The sequence below is a fragment of the Brevundimonas sp. genome, assembly GCF_965279155.1.
In the GTDB taxonomy this organism is placed as follows: Bacteria; Pseudomonadota; Alphaproteobacteria; order Caulobacterales; family Caulobacteraceae; genus Brevundimonas.
The window spans coordinates 1,825,063-1,839,950 of sequence record NZ_OZ257138.1; the positions used below are offsets into that span (position 1 = coordinate 1,825,063).

The following is a 14,888-nucleotide window of genomic DNA, read 5'->3' on the forward strand; positions in this document are numbered from 1 at the left end:
CTTTAATCTGGCGCTGGGTCACGGCGACGCTCTTAAGGGCGAGAATCGGTCGTGTAAACAGCCAAGTTGGGCATGATCGGGCGCGAGCGTCCCCATTGACAGTCCCGCGCGCAAAAACTTCGTCATCCTCGCCCTTGTGGCGAGGATCCAGACTCCCGGTGCGTTCGCAGCGTGCGCCATCGTTGAACACCGGGAGTCTGGATCCCAGGGACAAGCCCTGGGATGACGGGTCATCGGTAGAGGCTCAGACCTTCGACAGGATCAGCGTGCCGTTGGTGCCGCCGAAGCCGAAGCTGTTGGACATGACGTGGGTCAGTTCGCCCTCGTGCCGCTTGCGCAGGATGGGCATGCCCTCGAACGCCGGATCGAGGTTTTCGATGTGGGCGCTCTCGGCCGCAAAGCCGTTCTGCATCATCAACAGGCAGTAGATGGCTTCCTGCGCGCCCGCCGCGCCCAGCGAGTGGCCCGTCAGCGACTTGGTCGAGGAGATCATCGGCATCTGGTCGCCGAAGACGGCGCGCACGGCCTCCATTTCCTTGGAATCACCAACCGGGGTCGAGGTGCCGTGCGGGTTCAGATAGTCGATCCGGGGATTGCCGGCCTGTTCCAGCGCGATCTTCATGCAGCGCTGGGCACCCTCGCCAGAAGGGGCGACCATGTCGTGACCGTCGGCGTTGGCGCCGTATCCGGTGACCTCGGCATAGATGGTCGCGCCGCGCGCCTTGGCCCGCTCGTATTCTTCCAGCACCACGATGCCGGCGCCGCCGGCGATGACGAAGCCGTCGCGGTTGACGTCATATGCGCGCGAGGCGACCGAGGGGGTTTCGTTGAAGTCCGAGGACATGGCGCCCATGGCGTCGAACATGTTCGACATGGACCAGTCGATGTCCTCACAACCGCCGGCGAAGACCACATCCTGCTTGCCCCACTGGATCTGTTCGACCCCGGCGCCGATGCAGTGGGCGGAGGTCGCGCAGGCCGAGCTTATCGAATAGTTGACGCCGCGCATCTGGAACCAGGTCGACAGAACCGCCGAGGGGCCGGACGCCATGGCCTTGGGCACAGCGAACGGGCCGATCCGCTTGGGCGAGCCACGCTCGACCGTCGTGGCGGCCGCCTGCAGGATGACCTGGGTCGAGGGACCGCCCTCGCCGACGATCAGACCGATGCGGTCGTCCTTGATCTCGTCGGCCGTCATGCCCGACGACTTCAGCGCCTCTTCGAAGGCGATGTGCCCCCAGGCCGTTCCGTTGGCCAGGAAGCGGGCGGCGCGACGATCGACCAGCTCTTCCCACGGACCGATCTTCGGCGGCGCCCAGACCTGGCTGCGGAAGCCGTATTTGGCGTGATCGGGGGCATGGACGACGCCCGAACGGGCTTCGCGCAGGGACTGGGTGACCTCTTCGGCGCCGTGGCCGATGGAGGAGACGATGCCCAGGCCGGTGACGACGACACGACGCATGGTGTTTCCTTCTTGATGCTTGCTGGCCCGAGGACCGTCCGCCTTGTTCGCGGTTATATAGGGGCTTAAGCGCCGACCGCCTCATCCTTGGCGCCGAACAGGCCGACCCGCATGTCATTGCAGGTGTAGATAACCTGGCCGTCGGCCTCCAGCACGCCGTCGGCGATGCCCATGACCAGCTTGCGGTTGATGACGCGCTTCAGGTTGATCTTGTAGACCACCTTCTTGACGTCCGGCGTGACCTGGCCGGTGAACTTGACCTCGCCGACACCCAGGGCGCGGCCCTTTCCGGGTCCGCCGATCCAGCCGAGGTAGAAGCCGACCAGCTGCCACATGGCGTCCAGGCCCAGGCAGCCGGGCATGACCGGGTCACCGATGAAGTGGCACTGGAAGAACCAGAGCTCGGGATTGATGTCCAGTTCCGCCTCGATATAGCCCTTGCCGTGCTCGCCGCCGTCCGAGTTGATCGTCGTGATGCGGTCGAACATCAGCATCGGCGGGGCGGGCAGCTGAGCGTTGCCGGGACCGAACAGCTCGCCGCGGCCCGAGGCCAGCAGGGCCTCATGATCGAAGGACGAAGGATATTGGGACTGGGTCAAGGCGCTTCCGTTTCTTAATGCGTTGCGCGCGGGTTACACGACCGCGCCGCTTCGCTCAACAGCAGGGCTTCAGTTGCGGCCCGTGCCCGCCGGCCGATTGGCGTTGCACAGCGCCCGTTCCTGGGTTCCGAACACCGCCCGCTGCGCCACCCAGCCTTCCAGCCTGCGCGCCCGGACCTTGCACCAGCCCTCTTCGCATTCGTCCAGCGACACCAGTGCGCGCGGCGACAGACGCGCCCGCACCGAGGCCGTCTCGGATCGGCCCGACCGGATCGGCACTTCCTGGGTGGTGGTGTTGAAGACATAGCGGCGGCCCGACGACACGGTGCGGTGGATCCAAGCGACAGCGCCGTCGGGATCGCAAATCTTGCGCCACTCGGTCGTCTCGGCGATCACCTGAACGGGCAGGCCGGCGGCGCGGTATTCCCACAGGATCGGATAATCCAGCCCCGGCCCCTGACGGGCGCGCACGTGCGAGGACTTCAACGAAATCCAGCGCGGCACCTCAAGCCCGGTCGGGGTCGGACGACCGTCGGGCATGGTCGCACCGGCGCTGGCCATCACCCCGAGACCGAGAATCGCCAGAACGACGGCGGTGCGGCGTCGCAGGCTTTGGAAGATGGCGGCGGCTTTGCTAGACACTGAATGGAACGACCCGTCGCGCGGGCTTTCGATCCGTCTGAATCGCCGCCCGCAAACCAAGGCCCGCAATGTCCGCCCGCAAGCTTAAGGTCGTATTAACCAGACGCCTGCCCGACGCGGTGGAAACGCGCATGCGCGAGCTGTTCGACGCCGAGCTGAACCTCAAGGACCAGCCGATGGATCGCGCCGCGCTCCAGGCCGCGGTCCAGCGCGCCGAGGTCCTGGTCCCAACCATCACCGACGTCATCGACGCCGAACTGATCAACGGCGCGGGCGAACAGCTGAAGATGATCGCCAACTTCGGCGCCGGCGTGGACCATATCGACATCGACGCGGCCGTGGCGCGCGGCATCATCGTCACCAACACCCCCGGCGTCCTGACCGAGGACACCGCCGACCTGGCCATGAGCCTGATCCTGGCCGTCAGCCGTCGCATCGTCGAGGGCGCCCAGGTGGTCGCCGAGGGCCGGTTCGAGGGCTGGACCCCGACCTGGATGTGCGGCCGCAAACTGTGGGGCAAGCGGCTGGGCATCGTCGGCATGGGCCGGATCGGCCAGGCCCTGGCCCGGCGCGCCAAGGCCTTCGGCCTGCAGGTCCATTATCATAACCGCAAACCCGTCTCGGCCCTGATCGAGGAAGAGCTGGGCGCGACCTATTGGGACGATCTGGACCAGATGCTGGCGCGGATGGACATCGTCTCGCTGAACTGTCCGGCGACAAAGGACACCCACCATCTGCTGTCGGCCGAACGTCTGGCCCGGCTTCAGCCCCACGCCATCCTGATCAACACCGCGCGCGGCGAACTGATCGACGAGGCGGCCCTGGCCCAGGCCGTCGCCATGCGCGCCCTGTCCGGCGTCGGCCTGGACGTGTTCGAGAACGAGCCGGACATCCATCCCGGCCTGCTGGGCCAACCCAACGTCGTCCTTCTGCCCCACCTGGGCTCGGCGACGCTTGAGGCGCGCCAGGACATGGGCGACCGCGTCATCGCCAACGTCATGACCTACCAGAACGGCCACCGTCCGCCGGACCGTGTCATCCCCGCGATGCTTTAGGCCGCAGCCAGCAACCGTTCGGCCGCATCGGGGTATTTCTGCGCCAGCCGCGCCGCCCAGTCCGCCTTCAACGGCAGAGGCGCGCGGACCTCGCGGATGCGGCGTTCGACCAGGGCGGCGGCCTCGCGGTGCGCGGGCCAGTCCATCAGAAAGCCCAGCGCCGTCTCGAAGTCGGCATAGGTCGCGGCATGCGCCAGGGCGCGGTCCAGCGCCTCCACGTCATCAAAGTCCGGCAGGCGCGCCAGATAGGCCCTCAGCACCGGCGTCGACAGGTCGCGTTCGAACATCGCCCAGCGAAGCTCTTGCGCCTCGTCCTTGCGGCCCTCGGCTTCCAGGAGGTCGATCGAGGTCGCCTCCCAAGCCGGCGTCAGGGTCGGCTGGCCGGCTTGCGGTGAACGCCCGAACGTCCAGCGCCGGTTGCCTGCCGATGGTTTCAGCGCCCCCTCCAGCGCCTGCCGCGCCTCCGGAACGCGGTCGGCGACCAGCAGCCGCTTGGCCATCACCGCCGCGAAATCCGGCGAACCCCGCTCCTCCGGCGTGGTCAGAGACAGCCACAGATCAAGATCGCCCGCCCGGTCCGCCAGCCGCCGCATCACCGTCCGCATCCCGCGCGCGCTCGATGTCTTGTCCACAGCGTCCAGCAGCCGCCTGGCCAAGTCCGCCGTCAGATCCTCGCCGCCCGCCCCGATCCAGCGAGCGTATTCCAGCGGCTGACGCTCCACCGCCTGGGCCAGCGGCGCGACGGCCTTCTCGTTCGCCTGAACCGCAGCCCCGGCGATCCGCCACAGGTCCGGCGCCGCCATCTCGAACGCGGCCGACACCTCGCCCTTCTGATCCTTGACCCGCGTCGCCAGACCGCGAAACAGGTCGAACCAGGCGATCAGCCGCTCCAGCCCCTCCCCCGGCGCCGCCACGGCCAGATCGTCCACGATGGCCCCGCGCAGGATGTCCAGATCCCGCAGCAGGTCGGGGCGCTTCCTCCACGACACCCGCGCGCGGCTGGCGGCGATGGTCGACAGACGCTTGTCCAGTTCCAGCGCCAGCAGGTCCGGCCCGGCCTCGGCCGCCAGCACCAGCCTGAGCCTGCGCTTCAGAATGGCGTCCGCGTCGGCCGCCTGCATCAGCAGTTCGCCCAGGCGATCCGCCCCCAACCCGCTCAGATTGGCGGCGTTCAGGCGTTTGGGCGAGGCGGGACGTCGGGCCATCGGGGCTCCTTTTCACAAGTCTGTCGGACCGGACTCACACGGCTGTCGAAAACCACGGGCAGGGGAGGAACCGCCGCGAGCGGGCTTCGTTTCCGGCGGCGTATTCGAGGAAATGTTGCGTTGGACTCCTACTATTGCATCGTCAACCTGCCCGGCGTTCCGGTGCGGGACATCTGCGTCCTCGACGCCGCCAACGACACGGCGGCCAATCAGGCGCTGGAGGGGATCGCCCGCAACTGGGTCGGGTTCGAGACCCTGTATCTCTACTGCGGCGAGCGGTTGGTGACGGTGCTCAGCAACCCCGCCCTGGGCTTCGCCGCACCCCTGCCCGGCTTTGATCTGGCCGACGTCCGCTTCGCCACGGCCGCCTGAGGCTTAGCCGCCGCAGACCGGACAATGGGGGTCAGCCCCCACCCGCACGGTGCGCGCCATGCCCGCAAGACCGTCATAGAGCAGCAGCCGCCCGGTCAGAGGCTCGCCGGCGCCCGTGATCAGCTTGATCGCCTCCAGCGCCGCCATCGACCCGATCACGCCCGCCAGCGCCCCCACGACACCCACGCGCGAACAGGTTTCCGCATCCGGCGGAATCTCCGGCGTCAGGCATTGATAGCAGGGCCGGCCCGCAAACACTCCGACCTGACCGTTCCAGCGCCCCAACGCCCCCGACACCAGTGGCTTGCCCGCCGCCACGCAGGCCGCATTGACCCACAGCCGGGTCTGGAAATCGTCGGTGCCGTCCAGGACGATGTCGAAGGCGCCGACCCGCGCCTGCGCATTCTCGGCCGTCAGCCGCTCGGCAAAGGTCTCGATGGAGACATGGGGGTTCAGCCTCTCCAACCTCTGCTGCGCCGCCTCGACCTTGGGCCGGCCGACCTCCGCCGTGGAAAAGGCGATCTGGCGCTGCAGGTTGGACAGGCCCACCACATCGTCGTCGATCAGCCCCAGCGTCCCCACGCCCGCCGCCGCCAGATAAAGCGCCGCCGGCGTGCCCACGCCGCCCGCGCCGACAATCAGCACCCGCGCGCGCTTCAGCGCCTGCTGCCCCGGCCCGCCCACTTCGGACAGGACAAGGTGGCGCGCATAGCGTTCGACTTCGTCTTCGGAAAAGATCACCGCCTCATCTAGCCATCCCGACGGCGGTGCGCGAGGGGCGCCGCGCTAAACGGCGTCGGCCGTCGTCTGAACCAGGCCCGCCACCAGGCGATCCACCTCGGCGGGGACGTCCGCCTGCGTCATATCGGTCGCCAGAAAAGCCTCGACCTCAGGTGTCGCCTCCAGCCGCGCCATGGCCCAGGCAGGAAACAGCCGCTCCGAGATCGGCTGGTCCGACAGGGTGCGCAGATTGTCGTGGCGGCGGTCGTTGCTCACCCGCGCCATGACGCGGTTCAGATCGGGGCGCGCGCCTTCCAGAACCTGAAAGAACCGCCCGTCGTGGCGCATCAGCACGCCGGTCAGATGGTCGCGGCGATTGTTCTGTTCGGACACGCCGATGATGTCGATCAGGGGCATGAGGCCGGAGCCGACCGAACCGGTCGCCTCGCTGACATAGACAATACGGAACAACGCCATAACCACTCTTACGCAACTCAGGGCCAAGGCCCGACGCGTGACAGCTAGGTGATCGGGGTTAACAGAAGGCGCCGCCCCAGGGGCGGATCAGGGGCGGGTCAGGGGCGGGTCAGGCGGCCATCTTGACGTGTTCGCACGACAGCAGCTTTTCCAGTCCGGCACAGGACAGATCGCTCAATCGCCGACCGTACAGAATGTCCCGCGCCTGGATGTCCGTGAGCGCACACAGACGGGCTGAATCCCGCATGCGGCGCTGCATCACCGGACGGTCTTCGAGAATGCGGATGTTGCGATGCCGCGGATCGCGCGACAGCCGCGCCAGCAGTCGGTCCAGATCCCCGCGCGCGCCTTCCGCCATCTGGGCCGCCTCGCCCTCGTGGAACATCATGGCGCTGCTGATCTCGTCGCGGCGATTGTTGCGCTCGGATACGCCCAGGATTTCGGCGACCGACTGAACATCTCTGCCCGTCGCGCCGATCATTTCGCTTACGAAAACGACGCGATAAAGCAAGATAATGCCCTCATTTAGCGTGCTAATGGATGCGGAGTGTGCGTTCTAGCCATTATCGGGGTCAAAATAAGACACGGTTATCCCAGTCCGGCACGGGCTTGATGCACGCCGCCCGGCGCGCCATCTGACGGGAATGACACAGAGCGCTTCGAACTTTCCCGACTGGCACGGCACCACCATCCTGGCGGTGCGCAAGAACGGCCGCACCGTCATCGCCGGCGACGGCCAGGTCTCGATGGGGCCGACCATCGTCAAGGGCGCGGCGCGCAAGGTGCGGGTTCTGGCCGGCGGCAAGGTGCTGGCGGGCTTCGCCGGGGCCACGGCAGACGCCTTCACCCTGATCGAGCGGCTTGAGGCCAAGCTGGAGCAATATCCCGACCAGCTGGCCCGCGCCTGCGTGGACCTGGCCAAGGACTGGCGCACCGACCGCTATCTGCGTCGGCTGGAGGCGATGCTGCTGGTGGCGGACAAGTCGTCCATCTTCACCGTGACCGGCGTGGGCGACGTGCTGGAGCCGGAATACGGCGTCGCCGCCGTGGGTTCGGGCGGCAACTACGCCCTGTCGGCCGCCCGCGCCCTGATCGAGGAAACCGAGCTGGACGCCGAACAGGTCGCTCGCAAGGCCATGAAGATCGCCGCCGAAATCTGCGTCTACACCAACGGCAATCTGACGGTGGAGACGCTGGAGGCTTGAGCCGGCCGCCGGGTTAGATAACCTCGGCGATCAGGCCCAGCGCCTTGGCCTCCTGGGCCTCTATATACCAGTTGGCCGGCGCGCGTTTCAGCACGTCGTCCATCGTCACCGACGATCCGCGCACCAGGTTCTCGAACCCCTCGTTCTGGATGGCGATGGAGTGTTCCAGTTCGTGCAGCACCGCCTTGACCGAGGCGACGCAGGTGGTCAGCGGCCCGGTGACATGCAGATGCTTGTCCATCTTGCGCTCATGGATCATCACCCGTGTGCCCCGCGTCAGATAACGGTTCGGGGTGGCGAAGAAGCTCATGAAGGTGGCCCCGGCCGAATAGATCGCCGCCTTGCCCAGAAAGACCAGCCGCCGCGACGGGTTGATGTCGCTCTGGAACCGAACGTCCTCGCCCATCATTCGCGCCACCTCGGGATCGCCGCCCAGGGTGGACAGCTCGATCACCGTCAACCCGGTCTTGGGAGCGTCCGCCAACTGATCGCGGAACCGATCATACATCGCATAATCGACGGCGCCGGCCAGCAGGATGCGCGGCGTGTCAAAGGCTTCGGCGGTCAGGACGCCCGTCGGCGCGGAACGGGACATCAGGATTCGGTGGACGACGCGGCGTCGTCGCTGACCGGATAGCCTTGAGCCGAGGCCCAGGATTTCGCCTCGCCGATGGAGAAAAAGGCCTGATCGCGGATATGTCGCGACCCGTCCGTATCGACAAGTTCGCACTCCCACCAGCGGATGGTGCGGCGGTCCGACGTGTTGCAGGTGCGGGGTACGAGAAGGGCGTGTGGCGTCATGGCGATCAGCAACGGAAAACCTATGCCCAGGTTCCGCCCCAATGCGATTTCTCTTCGCGTAAACAAACGCCTGTGTCCGCCGACCGACATTGGACCGCCCGGCGCATATGGCGTCAGCGGCCCATGCAATTTGCGATGGCCCTCCCCTTGGCTTAAGCGCGCGCCATGAGCACCGCCGACAAAACCTCGTCATCCTCGGGCGAGACCCGAGGACCCATTGCCCGCAACCCGCGCGGTTTCGCCGACAAGCGCGGCCGCGACCTGACCGCTGAGCGGCGCATCGTCGCCCGCGTGTCCGAGGTCTATGAGCGCTGGGGCTTCGAACCGCTGGAGACCCCGGCGTTCGAATATGCCGACGCGCTCGGCAAATTCCTGCCCGACGCCGACCGCCCCAACGAAGGCGTGTTCGCGCTTCAGGACGATGCGGGTTCGGACGAGCCGGGCGAATGGATGGCCCTGCGCTACGACCACACCGCGCCCCTGGCCCGGTTCGCGGCCCAGACGTGGGAGACCCTGCCCAAGCCGTTCCGCCGCTATGCCTATGGCCCGGTGTGGAGGAACGAGAAGCCCGGCCCCGGCCGGTTCCGCGAGTTCTGGCAGTGCGACGCCGACACCGTCGGTTCCGACCGGCCGGAGGCCGACGCCGAGATCATCGCCATGGCCTGCGAAGGTCTGGCAAGCGCAGGCCTGGACGCAGGACAGGCTCAGATACGCGTCTCGAACCGCAAACTGTTCGACGGCCTGTTCGACGCCGGCGGCGTGACGGAGGCCGGTCAGCGACTGACGGCCCTGCGCGCCATCGACAAGTTCGACCGGCTGGGCTGGGAGGGCGTGGTCCAGCTGCTGGGCGAAGGCCGTCTGGACGAATCCGGCGACTACACCAAGGGAGCCAGCCTGCCCACCAAGGTCACGGCCGCCATCGAGGCCTTCCTGGCCTCGGCCAATACGCCCGGCCTGTCGCGGGCGCAGACCCTGGACGCCGTCGCGCGTTCCGGCGATCTGGGCGCGGCGGGCGAGGCGGCGCTGAACGAACTGGCCGCCATCGACCGGGCGCTGGCCGCCATGTCGGTCGGCCAAGAGGCGGTCAAGTTCGACCCCACCATCGTGCGCGGCCTGGAATACTACACCGGCGCCGTATTCGAGGCCGAGTTGCTGCTGGACACCATGGACGACAAGGGCCGCCCGGTCCGCTTCGGCTCCATCGGCGGCGGCGGCCGCTATGACGACCTGGTCGCCCGCTTCACCGGCCAGAGCACGCCCGCCACCGGCTTCTCCTTCGGCGTCTCGCGCCTGGCCTCGGCCCTGCGTGCGGCAGGACGCGGCGCCGAGGATGCCGTGCGCGGCCCCGTTGTGGTCATCGTCTTCTCCGAGGACGACATGGCTCATTATCTGACCGCCGTCGCCGAACTGCGCTCCGCGGGCGTCTCCGCCGAGCTCTACCTCGGGCGGGCGGGCATGAAGGCCCAGATGAAATACGCCGACCGCCGCGGCGCCCCCGCCGTCGTCATCCTGGGCGGGGACGAGATCGCGGCGGGCGAGGTCACCATCAAGGATCTGGACGCCGGCCGCGCCGCCGCCGCCGCCATCACCGACAACGACGCCTGGAAGGCCGAACGTCCTGGCCAGATGAAAATCCCCCGCGAAGGCCTGGTCGCCGCCATAAAATCCATTATCGAATAAGCTTCGATAATAAGGGACCCCAAAGATGAGTTATCAGCGATAAGTCGAAGAAAGTTCGACTCGGACGAAACCGGTCGTTGACGCGGACGGGGCCGATGCGTCAAATGAACTCACTCAAGGGCAAGCGTTGCTCAAGCGCGCAGCACTTGAAGGCGTTTCGGGGAGGAAACGTCCGCTCTGCAAAGAGCGCGAAAGCCCGCTGCGATGTATCCCCCGCAGCGGGCTTTTTCGCGCTTGGAGCCCAGCGCAACCTCTGAAAAACCTCGATAAATTATCGATGCGATATCGAGGTTCCGACAGGGGATTGTTGATATGAAAAAGGCCGGGGCGAACCCCGGCCTTTCCATTATCGAACAAGCTTCGCCTTACCAGAGGCGAACGCGTTCCTCCGGCGTCAGATAGTATTTCGTGCCCGGCTGAACGTCGAAGGCGTCGTACCAGGCGTCCACGTTGCGCAGCGGGCCGATGACCCGGAACTGGGCCGCCGAGTGCGGGTCGGTGGCGACCTGCTGCTTCAGGGCTTCGTCGCGGTATTTCGACTGCCAGACCTGGGCCCAGCCGTAGAAGAAGCGCTGGTCGCCCGTCGCCCCGTCCAGAACCGGCGCCGGCTGGCCGTTCAGCGACAGGTGATAGGCCTCAAGGCCCACCGCCACGCCCGAGGCGTCGCCGATGTTCTCGCCCATCGTCAGGCCGGGATTGATGGTGTAGCCCGCGATCGGCTCATAGGTCGCATATTGCGCGCCCAGACGCGCGGTCAGGGCCTCGAAGTTGGCCTTGTCCTCAGGCGTCCACCAGTTGCGCAGCACGCCGTCGCCGTCGGACTTGGAGCCCTGGTCGTCGAATCCGTGACCGATCTCGTGGCCGATGACGCCGCCGATGCCGCCATAGTTGACCGCCGCATCACCGTTCGGATCGAAGAAGGGCGGCTGCAGGATCGCCGCCGGGAAGACGATCTCGTTGTTGGCCGAGTTGTAATAGGCGTTCACCGTCTGCGGGGTCATGCCCCACTCGGACTTGTCGACCGGCTCGTTCAGGCGGGCCAGGTCATAGTTCCATTCGAACAGGCCCTTTCGCTCGGCGTTGCCGACCAGGTCGTCGGGGCGGACCTCCAGGCCGGAATAGTCGCGCCACTTGTCGGGATAGCCGATCTTGACCGTGAACTTGCGCAGCTTCTCCTGCGCCGCCGCCTTGGTCTCGGTCCCCATCCACGTCAGGTTCTCGATCCGGTGCGACAGGGCGGTGCGCAGATTGGCGACCAGTTCTTCCATCTTGGCCTTGGATTCGGCCGGGAAATACTGGGCGACATAGAGCCGGCCCGCAGCTTCGCCCAGCGAACCTTCGGCGAAGGAGATGGCGCGCTTTTCGCGGGTGCGCTGCTCGGGCTGGCCCGACAGGTCGCGAGAGCGGAACTCCCACTGGGCGTCCGAGAAACGCTTGGACATCATCGGCGCCATGTCGTCGGCGGTGTGGAAGGCTTCCCACGCCTGCAACAGTTCGACCGGCGTCTCGGCGTAGATGGCCGCGATCTTGGGCATGGCCGTGTCCTGGCGCACGATCAGGCGGGGCACGCCGCCCAGTTCGGCGGCGTCGTAATAGGCCTGCCAGGCGAAGCCCGGCGCGTCCTCGGCCAGTTTGGCGATGGTGAACTCGTTGTAGGTCTTGTCGCGGTTGCGGTTCTCGGCAGGCGACCAGTGGGCCTCGGCGATCTTGCCTTCCAGAGCCACGATCTGGGCGGCGGTCTCGGTCGGGTTGGCCCAGCCGATCATGCCCAGCATGCGCGCGACATAGGCCTCGTACAGGACCTTCTTGTCGGCGAAACGGGCGTCCAGATAGTAGTCGCGGTTCGGCAGGCCGATGCCCGATTGGCCCGTCGAGACGACGTAGCGGGTCGGTTGTTTGGAATCGATGGTGATGCCGGTGCCGAAGAAGGACGAGCCGAAGCGGCCGACCGTCTGGCCCATATAGACGGCCATCTTGTCATGGCTGTCGGCGGCGCGGATCGCGGCCAGATAGGGTTGCAGCGGCTGGGCGTCCAGCTGCTCGATGCGCGCCTCGTCGATGTAGGCGCGATAGGCGTCGGCGACCTTTGCCTCGTCCGAGCCGGGCGCCAGGTCGGTGCGATTCGCCAGGCCCAGCACCAGTTCCTTCATACGGTTGTCCGACAGTTCGCGCAGCAGGGCGAACGAGCCGTAGCTGGTGCGATCCGACGGGATGACCAGTTTTTCCAGAGCCGTGCCGTTGGCGTACTGGAAGAAGTCGTCGCCCGGCTTCACCGATGTGTCGCGGCCGGCCATGTCAAAGCCCCAGGTCCCGTAGCGGGGCGCCTCTGTGCCTTGCCAGCCTGCCGCCGTCTCTTCGCCCGAGAACAGCGAAACGATCGAGCAGGTCTCGTCGATACAGGCGTGGTCGTGGCCGACGTCCTGCGCTAGGGCGGCGCTGGCGGGCAGAAGAAGGGCGCTGACAGCAGCCCCGATAAGCAGTCTTTTCATCACGGATTCCTGGAAGCCGCCCCTGAAACGGACGGGTCGGGCCGGACCCTAGACCCGCGCGATGGGGTGTCGCCTTAAAAAAAGTTCATGAAAGCCGTGCGACCTCTCGCCACGGCTGGGGGATCAGGGTCACATACGTAGACTTAAGGAGGGCGGATGCACGGTCAGGGCGGGGACTATAAGGATCTGGTGGTCTTTCTGGCCGCCGCCGGCGTCATCGTGCCCTTGGTCAATCGGCTCAAGATCAGCCCCGTCCTGGGTTTCCTGGCGGCAGGGGTGCTACTGGGACCAGATGGACTGGGCCGGTTCGCGCACGCCCTGCCCTGGCTGTCGTGGCTGACCATCGGCGATCCGGACCAGTTGGCCCAGCTGTCGGAACTGGGCGTCGCCTTTCTTCTGTTCATGATCGGGCTGGAGCTGTCGTGGGAACGGCTGCGCGCCATGCGCCGGCTGGTGTTCGGCCTGGGCATGATGCAGGTCGTGGTCTGCACCGCCGTTCTGGCCTGCGGCTTCCTGCTGATGGGCCAGACGCTGGCCAGCGCCGTGGTGCTGGGCATGGGCCTGGCCCTGTCCTCGACCGCCGTGGTCATGCCGGTCCTGGCCGAGCGGGGCCGGCTGAAGGGCACGGTCGGCCGCTCCACCTTCGCCATCTTGCTGGCCCAGGATTTGTCCGTCGCCCCCATCCTGATCACCGTCACCGTCCTGGCGGCCCTGGCGCAGCAGGGCGGCGCGCTGGACGCCGCCGTCCTGGGGCGCGCCCTGTTCACCCTGGTGCCGGCGGCGCTAGGCCTGGGGCTGATGGTGCTGCTGGGGCGCGTCGTGCTGCGGCCGATGTTCCGGTCAGTGGCCAAGGCCCGCAAGGTCGATCAGGGCGGCGAACTGTTCGTCGCCGCCTCCCTGCTGGTGGTGGTCGGCGCCGGCCTCGCCGCCCAGGCCAGCGGCCTGTCGATGAGCATCGGCGCCCTGCTGGCCGGCGTGCTGCTGGCCGAGACCGAATTCCGGCGCGAGGTCGAGGTCTCCATCGAACCGTTCAAGGGCCTGTTGCTGGGCGTCTTCTTCGTCGGCGTCGGCCTGGGGCTGGACGTGGACGCCATCGCCGCCGATCCCGTCGGCGTCTTCGGACTGGCCCTAGCGCTGACGGTGGTGAAGACAGGCGTCATCTTCGGCCTGGCAAGGGTCTGGGGCCTGGGCGCGCGACCGGCGCTGGAGACGGCCCTGGTCCTGGCGCCGGCGGGCGAGTTCGCCTTCGTCATCTTCGCCACCGGCCTGGTCGAGGGTCTGGCGCCGCCTCAACTGACCAATACCGTGGCCTTGTCGGCGACGGTCAGCATCTTCTCCATCCCGTTGCTGGCCATGCTGGGTCAGCGGCTGGCGCGCAAGACGGCGCCGGATGGCGAGCGCCTGCCCGACCTTCCCACGCCAGAGGCGATGGACGGGGCCGTGATCATCGTCGGCTTCGGCCGCGTCGGGCGGCTGATCGGCGAGATGCTGAAGGAGCACGACCAGGCCTTCATCGCCCTGGACACCGATCCCGGCATCGTCTCGGCCGGCCGACGCGACGGCTTCGACGTCTTCTATGGCGACGCCGGCCGCCGCGAGATGCTTCAGCATTGCGGCGTCCAGTCCACGCGCGCCCTGATCGTGACCATGGACGCCCCGACCAAGGTGGACGAGGTAGTCACGGCCGCGCGGTCCATGCGCGAGGATCTGATCCTGATCGCCCGCGCCCGCGACGACCAGCACGCCATGCGACTGTATGGCCTGGGCGTCACCGACGCCGTGCCGGAGACGACCGAGGCCAGCCTGCAGCTGGCCGAAAACACCCTGGTGGATCTGGGCGTGCCCATGGGTCTGGTGCTGACCTCCATCCACGAACGGCGCGACCAGTTCCGCAAGGCTTTCCAGGCGGCGACCCCGATCGAGCGCCGCAATCGCCCCAGCCGGGCGCTGCGCCGCACGGTCCGTCCGGCCAAAACTGCCCCCAGTCCAGACTAGGGGCTGATACCTACGGTCGCCAAGCGGACCCATTTTCGTCATGGTTCCGTGATGCAAGCGCGGCTTCCATATCCCTGCATCTTCGGAGCAGCAGCGCCCATCCGTCCCGCCCTCGGGCCGAGATATTCACCTGAAGTCGATGGCGGATGCTCCCCTCATCCGCGACTTAAAGTAGAGTAAAAGCCT

Annotated in this window: 15 protein-coding genes; 5 read left to right on the forward strand and 10 right to left on the reverse strand. The window is 67.1% G+C overall.

What is annotated here, in order from left to right:
- Positions 1–244: 244 nt before the first annotated feature.
- From fabB to ACQY72_RS08750, 3 genes are all read right to left on the reverse strand, one after another.
- The gene (gene fabB / locus ACQY72_RS08740) at positions 245–1,462 is read right to left on the reverse strand and encodes a beta-ketoacyl-ACP synthase I (RefSeq protein ID WP_428153037.1); all 1,218 of its coding nucleotides are present in this window, start codon (positions 1,460–1,462) and stop codon (positions 245–247) included.
- Positions 1,463–1,527: 65 nt separating this feature from the next.
- Positions 1,528–2,061 carry a 3-hydroxyacyl-[acyl-carrier-protein] dehydratase FabA gene (gene fabA, locus ACQY72_RS08745; RefSeq protein ID WP_428153038.1) on the reverse strand — a complete coding sequence of 178 codons (534 nt, stop codon included), beginning with the start codon at positions 2,059–2,061 and terminating at the stop codon, positions 1,528–1,530.
- A gap of 69 nt (positions 2,062–2,130) precedes the next feature.
- Positions 2,131–2,703: an SH3 domain-containing protein gene (locus ACQY72_RS08750; protein WP_428153040.1), complete on the reverse strand. Its 573-nt coding sequence runs from the start codon at positions 2,701–2,703 to the stop codon at positions 2,131–2,133.
- Between the two features lie 68 nt (positions 2,704–2,771).
- On the opposite strand from ACQY72_RS08750, the gene ACQY72_RS08755 reads away from it, so the two are divergent.
- Positions 2,772–3,758, forward strand: a complete 987-nt coding sequence (locus ACQY72_RS08755; protein ID WP_428153042.1) for a 2-hydroxyacid dehydrogenase — start codon at positions 2,772–2,774, stop codon at positions 3,756–3,758.
- On the opposite strand, the gene ACQY72_RS08760 is transcribed toward ACQY72_RS08755, so the two are convergent.
- Positions 3,755–4,963, reverse strand: a complete 1,209-nt coding sequence (locus ACQY72_RS08760; RefSeq protein ID WP_428153043.1) for a DUF6880 family protein — start codon at positions 4,961–4,963, stop codon at positions 3,755–3,757. The two genes, ACQY72_RS08755 and ACQY72_RS08760, sit on opposite strands and share 4 nt — an antisense overlap.
- A 120-nt stretch (positions 4,964–5,083) precedes the next feature.
- Between ACQY72_RS08760 and ACQY72_RS08765 the strand changes: the two genes are divergently transcribed.
- Complete coding sequence (locus ACQY72_RS08765; protein WP_428153045.1) at positions 5,084–5,335, forward strand: hypothetical protein; 252 nt, start codon at positions 5,084–5,086, stop codon at positions 5,333–5,335.
- 3 nt (positions 5,336–5,338) lie between these two features.
- On the opposite strand, the gene ACQY72_RS08770 is transcribed toward ACQY72_RS08765, so the two are convergent.
- The 3 genes from ACQY72_RS08770 to ACQY72_RS08780 all read right to left on the reverse strand — a co-directional run bounded on the left by ACQY72_RS08770 (position 5,339) and on the right by ACQY72_RS08780 (position 7,043).
- Positions 5,339–6,076, reverse strand: a complete 738-nt coding sequence (locus ACQY72_RS08770) for a HesA/MoeB/ThiF family protein (RefSeq protein ID WP_428153046.1) — start codon at positions 6,074–6,076, stop codon at positions 5,339–5,341.
- A 45-nt stretch (positions 6,077–6,121) separates the two neighbouring features.
- Positions 6,122–6,532, reverse strand: a complete 411-nt coding sequence (locus tag ACQY72_RS08775; RefSeq protein ID WP_428153048.1) for a BLUF domain-containing protein — start codon at positions 6,530–6,532, stop codon at positions 6,122–6,124.
- A 109-nt stretch (positions 6,533–6,641) separates the two neighbouring features.
- On the reverse strand, positions 6,642–7,043 hold the full coding sequence (locus tag ACQY72_RS08780) for a BLUF domain-containing protein (protein ID WP_428153049.1): 402 nt from the start codon (positions 7,041–7,043) through the stop codon (positions 6,642–6,644).
- Between the two features lie 133 nt (positions 7,044–7,176).
- On the opposite strand from ACQY72_RS08780, the gene hslV reads away from it, so the two are divergent.
- Positions 7,177–7,737 (forward strand): ATP-dependent protease subunit HslV, encoded by a 561-nt coding sequence (hslV, locus tag ACQY72_RS08785; protein ID WP_428153050.1) that lies wholly within the window; start codon positions 7,177–7,179, stop codon positions 7,735–7,737.
- A 13-nt stretch (positions 7,738–7,750) separates the two neighbouring features.
- Here the strand turns inward: hslV and ACQY72_RS08790 are convergent, their stop codons facing one another.
- Positions 7,751–8,332, reverse strand: a complete 582-nt coding sequence (locus tag ACQY72_RS08790) for a peptidase S14 (RefSeq protein WP_428153052.1) — start codon at positions 8,330–8,332, stop codon at positions 7,751–7,753.
- Positions 8,332–8,538: a hypothetical protein gene (locus tag ACQY72_RS08795; protein ID WP_428153053.1), complete on the reverse strand. Its 207-nt coding sequence runs from the start codon at positions 8,536–8,538 to the stop codon at positions 8,332–8,334. The genes ACQY72_RS08790 and ACQY72_RS08795 overlap by 1 nt, the downstream gene beginning before the upstream one ends.
- A gap of 165 nt (positions 8,539–8,703) precedes the next feature.
- Here ACQY72_RS08795 and hisS point away from each other — a divergent pair, with 165 nt between their 5' ends.
- Entirely contained in the window at positions 8,704–10,218 is a 1,515-nt protein-coding gene (gene hisS / locus ACQY72_RS08800) for a histidine--tRNA ligase (protein WP_428153054.1), read from the forward strand.
- Positions 10,219–10,583: 365 nt separating this feature from the next.
- Here the strand turns inward: hisS and ACQY72_RS08805 are convergent, their stop codons facing one another.
- Positions 10,584–12,707, reverse strand: a complete 2,124-nt coding sequence (locus ACQY72_RS08805; protein WP_428153056.1) for a M13 family metallopeptidase — start codon at positions 12,705–12,707, stop codon at positions 10,584–10,586.
- A gap of 156 nt (positions 12,708–12,863) precedes the next feature.
- Here ACQY72_RS08805 and ACQY72_RS08810 point away from each other — a divergent pair, with 156 nt between their 5' ends.
- Positions 12,864–14,702, forward strand: a complete 1,839-nt coding sequence (locus tag ACQY72_RS08810; protein ID WP_428153057.1) for a cation:proton antiporter — start codon at positions 12,864–12,866, stop codon at positions 14,700–14,702.
- Positions 14,703–14,888: the final 186 nt, after the last annotated feature.

What these genes read in the sequence shown, in the direction of transcription:
- fabB (WP_428153037.1), bottom strand. Translation starts at nt 1,462, where the DNA reads ATGCGTCGTGTCGTCGTCACCGGCCTGGGCATCGTCTCCTCCATCGGC.
- ACQY72_RS08755 (WP_428153042.1), top strand. Translation starts at nt 2,772, where the DNA reads ATGTCCGCCCGCAAGCTTAAGGTCGTATTAACCAGACGCCTGCCCGAC.
- ACQY72_RS08760 (WP_428153043.1), bottom strand. Translation starts at nt 4,963, where the DNA reads ATGGCCCGACGTCCCGCCTCGCCCAAACGCCTGAACGCCGCCAATCTG.
- ACQY72_RS08775 (WP_428153048.1), bottom strand. Translation starts at nt 6,532, where the DNA reads ATGGCGTTGTTCCGTATTGTCTATGTCAGCGAGGCGACCGGTTCGGTC.
- hslV (WP_428153050.1), top strand. Translation starts at nt 7,177, where the DNA reads ATGACACAGAGCGCTTCGAACTTTCCCGACTGGCACGGCACCACCATC.
- ACQY72_RS08790 (WP_428153052.1), bottom strand. Translation starts at nt 8,332, where the DNA reads ATGTCCCGTTCCGCGCCGACGGGCGTCCTGACCGCCGAAGCCTTTGAC.
- ACQY72_RS08795 (WP_428153053.1), bottom strand. Translation starts at nt 8,538, where the DNA reads ATGACGCCACACGCCCTTCTCGTACCCCGCACCTGCAACACGTCGGAC.
- hisS (WP_428153054.1), top strand. Translation starts at nt 8,704, where the DNA reads ATGAGCACCGCCGACAAAACCTCGTCATCCTCGGGCGAGACCCGAGGA.
- ACQY72_RS08805 (WP_428153056.1), bottom strand. Translation starts at nt 12,707, where the DNA reads ATGAAAAGACTGCTTATCGGGGCTGCTGTCAGCGCCCTTCTTCTGCCC.
- ACQY72_RS08810 (WP_428153057.1), top strand. Translation starts at nt 12,864, where the DNA reads ATGCACGGTCAGGGCGGGGACTATAAGGATCTGGTGGTCTTTCTGGCC.